Source organism: Siphonobacter sp. BAB-5385 (genome assembly GCF_002261125.1).
Taxonomy (GTDB): domain Bacteria; phylum Bacteroidota; class Bacteroidia; order Cytophagales; family Spirosomataceae; genus Siphonobacter.
In genome coordinates, this window is the sequence record NZ_NMPS01000172.1 from 41,675 (window position 1) to 54,189 (window position 12,515).

At 49.1% G+C, this 12,515-nt stretch carries 13 protein-coding genes; 6 read left to right on the forward strand and 7 right to left on the reverse strand.

Annotated elements, in window-relative coordinates:
• Nucleotides 1-53: 53 nt before the first annotated feature.
• From BWI93_RS16860 to BWI93_RS16880, 5 genes are all read right to left on the reverse strand, one after another.
• The gene (locus BWI93_RS16860) at nt 54-932 is read right to left on the reverse strand and encodes a carbohydrate kinase family protein (RefSeq protein WP_094813361.1); all 879 of its coding nucleotides are present in this window, start codon (nt 930-932) and stop codon (nt 54-56) included.
• Between the two features lie 11 nt (nt 933-943).
• Nucleotides 944-1,357 carry a hypothetical protein gene (locus tag BWI93_RS16865; protein WP_094813363.1) on the reverse strand — a complete coding sequence of 138 codons (414 nt, stop codon included), beginning with the start codon at nt 1,355-1,357 and terminating at the stop codon, nt 944-946.
• Complete coding sequence (locus BWI93_RS16870; protein WP_094813365.1) at nt 1,354-2,133, reverse strand: hypothetical protein; 780 nt, start codon at nt 2,131-2,133, stop codon at nt 1,354-1,356. Before BWI93_RS16870 ends, BWI93_RS16865 begins: the two co-directional genes overlap by 4 nt.
• A 12-nt stretch (nt 2,134-2,145) precedes the next feature.
• Nucleotides 2,146-3,486: an MFS transporter gene (locus BWI93_RS16875; RefSeq protein ID WP_094813367.1), complete on the reverse strand. Its 1,341-nt coding sequence runs from the start codon at nt 3,484-3,486 to the stop codon at nt 2,146-2,148.
• Nucleotides 3,487-3,559: 73 nt separating this feature from the next.
• Nucleotides 3,560-6,187, reverse strand: coding sequence for a TonB-dependent receptor (locus BWI93_RS16880; protein WP_094813369.1), 2,628 nt, complete (start codon nt 6,185-6,187; stop codon nt 3,560-3,562).
• A 560-nt stretch (nt 6,188-6,747) separates the two neighbouring features.
• Here BWI93_RS16880 and BWI93_RS16885 point away from each other — a divergent pair.
• The 6 genes from BWI93_RS16885 to BWI93_RS16905 all read left to right on the forward strand — a co-directional run bounded on the left by BWI93_RS16885 (nt 6,748) and on the right by BWI93_RS16905 (nt 10,960).
• Nucleotides 6,748-7,227 carry a Crp/Fnr family transcriptional regulator gene (locus tag BWI93_RS16885; protein WP_369679176.1) on the forward strand — a complete coding sequence of 160 codons (480 nt, stop codon included), beginning with the start codon at nt 6,748-6,750 and terminating at the stop codon, nt 7,225-7,227.
• Nucleotides 7,228-7,305: 78 nt separating this feature from the next.
• Nucleotides 7,306-8,169: an SDR family oxidoreductase gene (locus BWI93_RS16890; protein ID WP_094813371.1), complete on the forward strand. Its 864-nt coding sequence runs from the start codon at nt 7,306-7,308 to the stop codon at nt 8,167-8,169.
• 291 nt (nt 8,170-8,460) lie between these two features.
• Nucleotides 8,461-9,024: a Crp/Fnr family transcriptional regulator gene (locus BWI93_RS16895; protein ID WP_094813373.1), complete on the forward strand. Its 564-nt coding sequence runs from the start codon at nt 8,461-8,463 to the stop codon at nt 9,022-9,024.
• 74 nt (nt 9,025-9,098) lie between these two features.
• Nucleotides 9,099-10,034 (forward strand): alpha/beta fold hydrolase, encoded by a 936-nt coding sequence (locus tag BWI93_RS16900; protein ID WP_094813379.1) that lies wholly within the window; start codon nt 9,099-9,101, stop codon nt 10,032-10,034.
• Between the two features lie 30 nt (nt 10,035-10,064).
• Nucleotides 10,065-10,313 carry an SDR family oxidoreductase gene (locus BWI93_RS28945; RefSeq protein ID WP_255157924.1) on the forward strand — a complete coding sequence of 83 codons (249 nt, stop codon included), beginning with the start codon at nt 10,065-10,067 and terminating at the stop codon, nt 10,311-10,313.
• Nucleotides 10,277-10,960: an NmrA family NAD(P)-binding protein gene (locus BWI93_RS16905; RefSeq protein ID WP_255157925.1), complete on the forward strand. Its 684-nt coding sequence runs from the start codon at nt 10,277-10,279 to the stop codon at nt 10,958-10,960. The genes BWI93_RS28945 and BWI93_RS16905 overlap by 37 nt, the downstream gene beginning before the upstream one ends.
• A gap of 122 nt (nt 10,961-11,082) precedes the next feature.
• Here the strand turns inward: BWI93_RS16905 and BWI93_RS16910 are convergent, their stop codons facing one another.
• Nucleotides 11,083-11,751: a recombinase family protein gene (locus tag BWI93_RS16910; RefSeq protein WP_094813375.1), complete on the reverse strand. Its 669-nt coding sequence runs from the start codon at nt 11,749-11,751 to the stop codon at nt 11,083-11,085.
• A 233-nt stretch (nt 11,752-11,984) separates the two neighbouring features.
• On the reverse strand, nt 11,985-12,365 hold the full coding sequence (locus BWI93_RS27485; RefSeq protein WP_141217497.1) for a hypothetical protein: 381 nt from the start codon (nt 12,363-12,365) through the stop codon (nt 11,985-11,987).
• Between the last annotated feature and the right edge of the window lie 150 nt (nt 12,366-12,515).

The window sequence follows — 12,515 nt, forward strand, 5'->3', positions numbered from 1 at the left end:
GAAAAATAGTGCAAAATAAATAAATTTTAGCATAATACATTAGCTCACTTTACTTAAAGCAGACCTTTTAATCGCTGGGAGGCGGTCTGAATACCCTGCTCGACACAGACCGCCAGGGAACTTTGTCCCAAATAGGCCCGGACGAAACCTGACCAGAAAGCATCGCCCGCCCCCGTCGCATCTTTGATATCCGTAATTACCTGAGCGGGCCGGAATTGCCAGTCTTCCTGAGTTGCTTTGTACCAAACCCCATCCCCGCCGCAGGTCAGACACGTCACGCTTGATTGTAAGGTAGACAAATAAGCCTTTGCCTGTTCAATGTTCAAAGATTCGCCCTTCATACGATTGACATCGTCAAGACTGAATTTGAGCAGAGGATTTAACATCTGTAGCTTTTCCAGCGTGTGGCGGGCTTCCGCGGGCTTCGTCCAGATTTTCTCGGAGTAATTCCAGTCAACCGAAACCGGAATGCCTTGCTGGGCGGCTCGGTCGAAGGCCTGTAAAATGGCGTCGCGGGCGGGTTGCTGGCTCAGGGCAAAGGCGGAAGTATGGAGCAGGCCTGCGGGGGCAATCAAATCGTCGGCAATGGGAGCAATCTGAGCGTCGGCATCCCGATACGGTATGAAGTCGGGCGTACCCTTTGTGCGACCTACCACGATGAGTGTCGTGGCGTGTTGAGCCACCGTCGCTACGTGCGAGGTATCCAGTCCGATGGTTCGTAAATGATCAAGCAGCTGACGACCCAGTCCATCCTGACCCACTGCGGCCACCAGTCGCGTCGGAACCTGATAGGTATGCAGGAAGCGGCAGAAGTTTGCGGCACTGCCGCCCGGATGAAGGCTCAGGGAAGCCGCCTGACCCAAATGGTCTACGTATTCACAGCTAATGGCGTCTATGAGTAATTCCCCGATGACAAGGACGTAGGATGGCATGATGTAGTGGATTAGGTAAGCGAAAAGGAAAATCCGGACAAGCTTAATTCAGCGATTACGGCTCCGGCGGCACTCCAGGTACACAGGGGAACACCAATGGGATCTTTGCTTAAACCGTGCAGGTTCTCGTAGAAACCAACGGATTCTGTACCGGGAGATTTCTGATTTGCCCGGTGAATGTAGGCGGTTACCTGCCGGGCCAGCTCTACTTCGTGAGAGGCCATCAAACCAGCTACGAGAAAGCCATTCCAGACGGGCCATAAACCTCCGTTATGAAATTCGTGGGGAAAATTCCTGAACCCATAAGCATGATTATGCCGGAGTTCTTCCATGAAAAACGTATCCTCTTCAATAGCGGGGGAAAAAGAAGCCAGCAAGTCCTGCTGGGTCTGTAAAGATGCTCGGATGAAGTCAATCAGCGTCACCCGCTGCTCCGGCGTACCCAGCCTAAAAGAAGAGCCAGAGCATTCGCCTGTAAATCGAATTGCGGATAGATCCGGGCGGGATTGAAGCCCAGCAACCAGTACGGTTTCTGTACCATCGGCATTTGGTGTACCAGGTTGGCGGCATACAGGCCGGAGGTTCGCTCACTATACCAGAAGTTGACTTGTAGAAGCGAGCGAATCTGCTGAGCCTTCTCGCGGTAGGCTTCATCCCGGTAATAAGCCGCCGCCAGTTCCAAAGCCCAGAGTCGCAGCAATTGGTCGTACAAAATGTAGCCGTGCTGCATGTATTCGTCGGCCCAGTCGCCACTTTGGGGGACGTAGATCAGCCCTTTCCCGTTAAATTCCCAGGCTTCCAGTACCGCCAGACACTTTTGTACCTGAGTGTGGTATTGGTCGGCTAATTCCGAATCGCCCGTATGAAGGGTATAAAACAGCAGCCCAATCACCGCCCAGGAAGGATTATCAGCCCGCCCGACAGTGCCGCCGTAGCTAACGGCGTGCGTGCCGGGAGTGACGTTACTGGGCATAAAACCCACCGGGTGCTGGTGATCGAACAACGTCTGAAGCGTCGCCTTGGCCGTTTGGATCAGGGTAGGGTTCTGACTGGCCAGGGCTGCCAGACTCGTGATAACACCATCGCGGGTCCAGACGCGTTTGTAGTTGTCGTGTTCGTGCACGGCAGCGGTAAATCCGACCGGAGTCGCCGCTCGCTGCAACAGGTGCAAACTACGTTCGTAAGCGGAAGTATCTAGCATGAAAGAAGTCAGTTAGTGTGAAGCATACGCGGGTTCCGGCTGACGGGTACGGCCCATGCGTAGCGTGAGGGTCAGCACTGCCGCTATCGTAATCAGTAGACCCGCAAAGTAGATAGCGTGTACCGGATTCGCCTGAAGTACATACCGGTAGATGTAGCGAAAGGTCAGGGTTTCCAGCATCATTGGAAGTACAATGAACATATTGAGGATACCCATATAAATGCCCGTTTTTTCTTCGGGAATGCTTCCGGCCAGAATCACGTACGGCGTTCCCATCATACTGGCCCAGCCAATTCCGAAACCGATCATTGGCAGAAAGAGCAGGGAGGTGTTGGAAATCAGCGGTAATGCAAGCAAACCCAAACCCGCCAGCAGCAAACTCAACGCGTGGATACCCACCGGACTAATTTTCTTGGCCAGCCAGCCCAGCAGGAAAGCGGTACAGAAGGTGACAATATTATAGGTGGCATTGACCTTGCCCGTGAGGAGCTGAGCGGAGCTAAACGCCAGCGAATTGGGGTCCTGCGTATTGAAAATCGTTCTGGCCAGACATAGCGTAATGAATTGCCAATACACAAACATGGCGTACCAGTTGAAAAGATACACCACTCCCAGGCGTCGCATTAGCGGAGGCATGTCCTGAAAGGCCTGAGCAATGTCCCGAAAAATGTAACCGATGCCCTGACGGGTTTCCTGTTTGATGTGCAGAATCTGCTGCTCAGTCAGAGGGTATTCTTTCGTCGTAAAAATTGTGTAAAAAACTGAGGTAAGCGAGGCTACGGCTCCAATAAGAAAGGCCGCGTAGGTAGTGTACGTAATGTGATTGCTGCTGCGGCTATTTTCCAGAATCAGTCCTGAAGCGACCAGCAGGCTAGGGGTAAGGTTGGCCAGGGTAATGCCGAGGCCGGTAAAAAAGCTTTGCGTTAGGAAACCCGTGGCGTGCTGTTCAGGCGGAAGTTTATCGCTGACGAACGCCCGGTACGGTTCCATCGTGATGTTATTCGCCGCATCCAGAATCCACAGTAATCCCGCCGCCATCCAGAGCGTTCGGCTAAACGGCATCAGCAGTAAGCAAATGCTACAGAAAACGGCCCCGATCATGAAGTAGGGAACCCGTCGGCCAAAGCGGCTGATGGTTTTGTCACTCATGGCCCCCACAATGGGCTGGATGATCAGCCCCGTCATGGGACCCGCCAGATTTAACAGGGGAATGTCATCCGGATTGGCTCCCAGGTAGGAATACAGTGGGGTCATGTTGGTTTGCTGTAAACCAAAACTGTACTGAATGCCAAAAAAGCCCACATTCATATTGATGATGGACCTGAAACTGAGCGGGGGCTTAATGAATGCCATACGTGCTGGAAGGCAAGGGGATGAAACGAAAAATAAAGTAGGCGGAGGACGTCTCCCCCACCCGGTTAAATGCTTAGAAAGTTAACAGTAAACTGGCGGAGATCGTACGACCTGTGATGGATCGGGCCCGAATAATATTGGTAGCGTTATCCGTAATGGAAGCTTCTTCGGCTTCCGTCAGCCCCAGCGTATTGGTAATGTTATTGGCACTGACCGTTCCCGTGAGGAAGGAGCTAAATCGGTAGTTGATGTACGGATTGAAAAGAACGTATCCTTTCATCTTCAGTTGATTGACATCCTGCGTATACGAACCTGCCGTTCCAATGGTGCTTACGCCGATGGACAGCGGACCCGCCGTATAACTGGGCAGGAAGGTAAAGATCAAGGGCGACTGACGGCGGGGGAAGTTACCCCGATTGTCACCCTGTGTAATTTTAGCATCGGTCAGCGTAGCACTGGCATTGATACTAAAGGCTGTAGACAGCTTGACGATGGTTTCAATCTCCAGACCAAACGAGCGGTAGTGGTTGGCAATTACTCGCTGGGTAGTGGCTTCAAAACCACCCTGTTCGTTCACGCGGGAGTAGAAAGCCGTTACGAATAAGCCCCCGAAGCCCAGATTTCCCTTGTAGCCCAGCTCCGCCTGATCAATCTGATCTTTGACACCCCGGATGCTACCGTCCGCTAATACGTTGTTGGTGAAAAGAATGCGGTCTGCTTTCGTCGTGGCACCGCTGCTGTAGCGGGCAAATACGGACTGATTATCCTGAAGCTTGTAATTGGCTCCGAGCGAGAACGAACCGTAGTTGTATCGATAGTTGACGGGCTTGGTGCTGGCGTAGTCAATGGCGGCTACTTTTTCTTCCGAGGCAAGAATGACGCCATCATTGTTCATATCCTTGCGTACGGTGGTTCCGCCGCTATAGGTACCGTTAACCCGGCCAAAATCCCAGCGTACACTGGCATCCACGTTGAGGGCTGGCGTAACTTCCCAGGAGGTACTCACGTAAGGAGCGGACATATTGTAAGCCGTATTATAATCTCGCTGAAGATTGCCCCACAACGGAACACCGTAGGCAAACTGGCCGTTTTGCGTCAGTCTCGTACCGCTGGCATTCGTAATATCCAGTGGCCGTAATCCCTTGCCTGATAAAGTCGTCAGATAAGAATTCCAGAGCCAGGACATGGCGATATTCTGGTACGCTTTGTAGAAACCAAACGTTACCGAACCCGCTCCAAAATCCTTCTTGAGTTTAAAGTCGTTAACGAAATTATTGAAGTTGTTCAGCTCCACGTCAAACATGTGAATAAGCATCGCCTGGCTACCCGTAAAAGCAGCTCCCGTGGCGGCATCCGTGAGGCGTGCATTCGTCAGATTCCAGCCCTGAGCACCGGCAATCGCACTCAACATCGCCGAGGTACTACCCGCTGTAGCCGGAAAGGGAGAAATGAAACGACCCTTGTTGAGTGAATAACGGGCCCGGTTTTCGATGGACCAGTTTTCTCCCAAATCAAAGTTAAATTCCGCACCAATGGAAGAAGAAACCGGGTGCATCCCATCGGCTACGTTGGCCTGACGTAAAGCTCCGTTAACGCCCAAACCCAGATCGTGCAGCAGGTAAGGGCTTTGCAGGGCTCCGTGCTTGGGATCGAACCCTTCTACGGCAGAATAAGTAGGGCGGCTGTTCGTTCCGGTTACCTGGAGGGGCGTGGGCATGTACGAAGCCGCCCGGTCATTAAGATACTTGGCGTACAGACGAACGTACCCATTCGCGAAGTTTTTAGTCAGGTTCAATTTAAGCTGACCGCCGTTGTTCGCGGTGAAACCCGCCGTCCGTGGACCTTCACCGAGTCGGTAAAAACCACCCACGTTGAAATGAAACCCATTGCCGATGGGTGCTCCATAGTTGAAATCCGTGCGGAAATTGCCGTAATCCAGACCCGCACTCATGCCGATGCTTCCGCCCTGTTTCTGACCCGTTTTGCTAATGAAGTTGATGATACCGGCGGGTGAGTTGGTACCCAGCGTCGAAGCAGAACCCCCGCGGATGGCTTCCACCCGAGCCAGGGTCTGATCCGCCCGCAGAAAAATATCGGACGTAGCGAAAGCAATGTCGCCGAATTGTAAGACAGGCAAACCATCTTCCTGAAGTTGCAGGTACTTGGAACCGCCCGAAGAAATGGGTACTCCCCGAACGGTGATGTTGGTGTTTCCTTCACCCCCCGAAGCTTCGGCTTTGATACCGGGAATGGTCCGAAAGATTTCAGCCGTAGTACGAGGCGATGACTTTTGAATGTCATCTACTTTAATGGTACTAATCGAGACGCTGGATGTAAGCTTGGAAACCGGATTCGCCACTCCCGTAACCACAACGGCGGATAATTCCAGCGGGTCATCCTGCAGAACCACCACCAGATCCGGGGCCGTTCCCGAACTTAAATCCACTACGCGTTCCGTAGCGGTATAGCCGGAATATGAAAACTTAAGCCGTACCTCCCTCGCGGCAGGGAGACCTTCCAGCGTAAAGTTTCCGTCCTGATCGGTAATGAAGTATTTGTTATCCGGTAATAAGGCAATGGAGGCCCCCAGAAGGGGTTCATTTTTGGAACCTACTACTCGTCCCTTCAAGGTTGCTACTACTGATTGTGCGAAGCTGGTATATCCCCCTAGAAGCAACAAAGCAAATAATAATTTTTTCATCTTTTATTTCATTTGTCTAAGGGGAGCAAATAGAAATAAAAAGAAAAATGTAATTAAAACACGTTTTAGTTAAACTTTTATGCAAACGTTTGCGACATCATTACCGCAAACGTTTGCGGGCTGAAAATTTTTTCAATGTCAGTGAGGAAGATGAACAGGAGCTGAAGTACAAAGAACAGAAAGCAGGTTATGCTGACTCCAATCCGTAAGAAACTAGGTTTTCAGGTATCCCCAGCCGAACAGCGTAGGTTGGGGAAGAGGTCGTTCTGCAGGAGCCATTTCATGAATGTTTGCTTCACAAACGGAGTTACAGGTTTAATCCGGTGATTGAGGAAATAACCGGGTTGATTCAGCTTCAACGGATCAGTGAGCCTCCGTATAAGACCAGCGATTCGGCCCTGTTAAACCCATTCGCTTCGTTTTTACCATATGGTAAATGAACTGCTAACGATTGGCGTTAATTTTTGCCGATGGAAATACTAACTGATTATATCCTGCAATTTGGTGATCTGAACAAATAGCAAACCGATCTTATTGCCAGCAAAGCCCAAAAACTTGACCTGCACAAGGACGACTATTTTTCCGAAGCCGGGAAAATTCCGAAGCAGGTGGGTTTTATTCTGGAGGGTGTCTTTCGTTTTTGCTACTACAATAACAAAGGCGAAGAAATCACTAATTACTTTGTGGAGGAGGGAAACTTCGTGGTCGATTATCAAAAATTCCACACGCAGGTAATCGCCTCGGAGTACATACAGGCAGTAACTGACTGCAAAATACTGGCATTTTCAAGAAAAGATTGGGAAGATATTCTGAATACCATTGTAGGTTGGGATAAGATCGAGGCCAAAATTTATCAGAAATGCATGACTCAGGCGATTGAACGCAGAAGCCCGCTGGTTTCCGAAGATGCCACCACCCGCTATCTATCGTTTATGGAAGAATTCCCGAAGCTTATCAACCGCATCCCGCTTTCGTATGTGGCTTCCTATCTGGGTATTACGCAGCAATCCTTGAGCAGAATTCGAAAAAACATTCGTTAAAATCGCTTTTTACCAATTGGTAAACGTTCGGCTTCCGGTGCGAGCAACCTTTGCATCATTCCTTTAAACAAGAAAATGATGAATCCAAAGATTGTATTAATTACCGGAACAAACAGCGGCTTTGGCTGGCTGACGGCCCGTAGTGTTGCCGCCCTAGGACATAAAGTTTACGCGACCATGCGAGAGACTACCGGAAAGAACGCGGATCAGGCACACGCGTTGTCGCAGGTAGAGAACATAACCGTGCTGGACGTCACACTAACCGATGAAACCAGTATAAAAACGGCCATTGACACCATTATCGCTACCGAAGGTACAATAGATGTACTGGTGAATAATGCCGCTCATACCATAATGGGTGTGGCGGAAAGCTGCACCCCGGCGGATGTACAGCGAATGTTTGATGTCAATGTCGTTGCCCCCTGGCGACTCATGAAGCAGGTGCTGCCGTATATGCGTAAACAGTCCGAAGGCCTGATCGTCAACGTTAGCAGCGGATTTGGACGATTCGGCTTCCCTTTTTCAGCCGTCTATTCTGCGTCCAAGTTTGGGTTGGAAGGATTAAGCGAAGGCTTACATTACGAATTGCGACCCCTGGGAGTGGATGTAGCCATTCTGGAACCGGGTTCTTTTCCTACGGAAATGTCCCAGAAAGTGCAGTCGGGCTCTGATGCATCCATTCTGGAGGGGTACCAGGCAATTGATCATATTCCAAACAAAATATTCTCTGCCATTGGCCGGATGTTTGAAACGGTAAAACCGAATCCGCAGGAAGTGGCAGACGCCGTGGTGAATCTAATCCGTTTACCCCAGGGACAACGTCCCCTACGAACCGTAGTTGACCCAACCACAGGCCAACTGGTTAAAGCAGCGAATGAAGCCGTGCAGGCTGAATACACCAAAGGATTAGCAGCCTTTGGTATCGAAGAGCTTTCGGCGTAAAGATTCATTAAACGAGTTTCATCCGTATTAATTAAGTGCTTAAAGCATCCGGGAAGCCATAACTTTTCAGGTGAACCATTGACACGAAAAGACCCTTCGGAAAACATTCCAAGGGTCTTTTCGTGTTATCAGGTTATCACTAAGTCGAGCCTGTTACTCGCCCGTTAGCTACGATGGAATCGGTTAATGCTGTCCATCGAATGAAGTTATCCAAGTGCGACCCTAGAGCCTCGGTCCATAGAAAGGTTTTCTACATTCTCCGCTACACAACGCCCTGCTTGCAAAAATCACATGGAAGAATTCATAAAATTCATCAAGGAAATGGTCTGGATTGATGAGGTGGATCTACAGCTGGTCCTTTCCCGGTGCAGAGAACGGATGATTCCCAAAAACAAGCTGATTTTAAGAAAGGGGCAAATCGCCAATCAGTATTTCTTCATCGTATCCGGGGGCATCCGCTTTTTCTATGAGCTTCATGATCAGGAAAATACCACCTGGGTTATGTTCAGGAATGAGTTCTTCACTGAAATTTCAAGCCTGCACCCACAAAAACCCACGCGGTTTAATATTGAAGCCATCGAAGAGACGAAGTTGATTGTGATCGATAAAAAGGATATGGATTTCCTGTATGGGCAGGTAGCCGCCTGGGAAGAGTTTGGCAGAAAAATCTGGGAGGCAACCACGGTACGAATGATTGACCAGCTCATGAATTTCCAAACCATGTCCGCCGAGGAAAGGTATCTGTCTTTCATGACGCATTCGGAGCTCATTCACAAAGTACCAGTGAAGCAGGTAGCCGCCGTGCTGGGTATCACGCCCAATGCCCTGAGCCGGATTCGGAAAAAAATCCGATAGTAGTCATTCTCTACCATTTGGTAGTTTTGACCCTTTCCAGCCCCCGTACTTTTGAGTCGTTAAAAAACGAAACCATGACTCAAGCGAACCCAAATACCTTAGCTTCTCAGGATCAATATGCTGACGAAGCTTTAATTCAACATCTCCCGGGTTTTACGAATCAGTATGCAACGGTAAACGGCGTTCGCCTGCACTACGTAGAAGGCGGTAGCGGCACCCCACTGATTTGTCTGCCCGGCTGGCCGCAAACCTGGTATTCGTACCAGCCCATTGCCGCAGCACTGGCTCAAAAATACCGGGTGTTGATTATAGATATCCGCGGGATGGGTAGTTCCGAAAAGCCGCAATCCGGTTACGATAAGAAAACGATGGCAGCCGATATTCTGGCCCTGGTACAGCAACTGGGGTTGACGAAAGTGCAGATCATGGGGCACGACATTGGCGGGATGGTCGCCATGAGCTTTGCCTTCAATTACCCCCAGTTCACCGAAAAACTTATTGTGCTCGACGGTTCGCACCCCAGCGAAGGAATGCTTCAGATGAGTCTGATCCCTGCGGTTGGCACGTTCACGGAAAAAATGGATGCGAACCGGCCCTACGCCTGGTGGATGGGATTCAATCAGGTAAAAGGCTTGCCGGAACAGCTACTGGCCGGACGGTTTCAGTACCTGCTGGACTGGCTTTTTCACTACGTCATGATTGACGACAGCAAAATGACGCCCTTGGAAAGAAATCACTACGCGGCGGCGTACAACGATGCCGAGAGCATTCGGGCTTCGAATGCCTGGTACCAAACGTTTAGTCAGGATATCCAGGACGCCCAAACCTATAGTCCTCTTGAAATGCCGGTACTGGGAATTGGTAGTTATATAAGTTACCAGTATATGAAGATGGGCTTACCCCACGTGGCCAGGAATTTAGAAATGGTTGGGATTCTGGATAGTGGTCATTATTTATTCGAAGAGCAACCGGAGCAGGTACTGGATGCCGTTTTTAGTTTTCTAAATTAACTCATTACCAATGTATTATTATAAAAAGTCATGCAAAAGAAAATTGTAGTGTTCGGTGCTACCGGCAACCTGGGAAACAGAATTACGCGGGAACTCATCCAAAAGGGGGCCGCCGTACAGGCGATCGTTCGTACGGCTACGGATCCGGAAAAAATAAAGGCGTTGCAAGAAAGCGGAGCGACGGTTGAAGAAGTAGACCTGAACAGCGTGGATGCTCTGGCCAGGGCCAGTACGGGAGCCGATTGTGTCATATCGCTCTGGCCGGGTTACGCGAGGTAATCGTTGATTTACAGGCCCGAATTCTGGATGGGGCGATTCAGGCCGGTGTGCCCCGCTTTATTCCTTCTGATTTTTGCACCGATTACACAAAGCTGGTGCCGGGGGAAAATAGAAACTTTGATTTACGGCGAGAATTCAGAACGTATCTGGACCGCACGTCCATACAGGCTTCTTCTGTTTTCAACGGTGCTTTCGCGGATATTCTCCAATACAATACCCCGATTTTAAACCTGAAAGAAAAAAGCATTGGGTACTGGGGTGATAAGGCAGACTGGAAACTGGATTTCACGACGATGGATGATACCGCCGCCTTCACAGCCGAGGTAGCTCTGGATGAAAAAGCCCCCCGTAACCTACAGATTGCCAGTTTTCAGGTGAGCCCTTCCTTATTGCAGGAGGAGGTCAAACAGCTTACGGGCCAGGAATTCAGAATGCAGCAGCTAGGCAGTCTTGAAGATTTTGCCGCCTTTATCAAAAAGCAACGAGCCGATTATCCGGCCGGCGAACAGGAATTATACGCCAAATGGCAACAGGGGCAGTACATGTATTCGATGTTCACGACCCAGCATACGCAACTAGCGAACGAACGGTACCCCAATCTCACCTGGAGGACGAGTCTGGATTTTCTCAAATCATTTGTCCGATAAACGTAGGCACAGGGGCCTTTTCTTGCTGAGTTATCGGGTAGAGATGATACTTTAATCGGTTCAGCTCATGCCGTCCCATATACCGGTGGCTTGAGCTGGACCAATGTTTCTGCTCCAATATATTATAAGTGATCCAGCAGTTTAACGACTCGCTGTACCTGGACAATCTGAAAGTTTCCGCCGTTTCGTGTCGTAAAGCCGTTGGCGTTGAGCTGGCGGGCAATTTCGGCCCAGCTGTAGCCGGAATTACGAAGATTTCTGGCAAAAGCCCCCGCCCTCCGATTATTCTGATCAGCTCTGGCGTTGATCTGGCTAGCCTGAGTCCCTTTTCGTCTGGCCTGCTCGGTCAGATTGGCGGGATTACCTAACGTAGCCCCTCTTTTCTTCAACTGAGCCATGGCACGTTTAGTCCTTTCAGAAATCAGCTCCCGTTCGTGCTGGGCCATGGTAGCCATCACGCCGATGGTGAGGGTATTGGCTTCGGGCATGTCACAGCAAATAAAGTTTACCCCCGAGTCCCGAAGGGTAAAGACAAAGGCAACGTTACGCGTGAGTCGATCGAGTTTGGCAATGAGAAGGGTAGCTCCCTGCGTTTTGCAATACGCGATGGCCGCCCGCAACTCGGGCCGCTCGTTCTTCTTTCCGGATTCGATGTCGGTGAAGCTCTGGAGTACTTCTCCTTTTGACGCGACGAAACGTTCGACTGCCTGTCGCTGGGCCTCGAGCCCCAGCCCCGATCTTCCCTGCTTAACGGTAGAGACCCGATAATAAGCGACAAAACATTGATTCATGAATAGACCGTACTAATGAAAGTATACAATTACAAAATAAGTTAATACTTACAAAGCTTAAAGGATTTGGGGGAGAAATGCTATATCAGATGTATTGATGGTGCTAATGTTTATATAATAAAATCTGATGATTGAGTTCAAATTACAAAACTTGAAGGGTCGTTTATAAAAGGTTATAAGAGACTATGCGGTTAGCAGTATTTTAAATTTATGCTTTCAATTGAGTTTAAAAGTCACTGACAAGATGTTGAAGATGCTCCATTAAACACATTAATAGTAGATGGATATAGATCGGTGGTACAAAACAAAGATTTATATCGATCAGTAATTTTTTGATCAACATGATACTTTAGGTAAAAAGGAGTTTTTGATTTTATTAAACTGTCTGGAAGATTCACTAAAGACATCAAATATATTTTGGTGGTATCACTACGTTCATATACAGTAGCATCTTCATTAGGTTCAAGGAGAAGTACCTGGTGAAGATCTTTTTGGCAATATTCTCTGTTATAGAGAACCTTAACACATTTCTGAGATTTCTCTACGCCTTCTTTTTTGCAACTTAAAAGCAGAGTTAGTAAAAAGAACAGTATAGTAAAGGGATAGTTTTTCATAGAAATATGGATTTTGTAGCGAATAGGTTAATTTTTCTTGACTACTGCTAATGACTCTAAATATGACTAATTGGTTGTAATCCCTGTTGTATAAGTGCTTTTATGTTGAGTAAAACTCTGAAAGGTCAATTTTCCCTTTTTGCCTCTGGA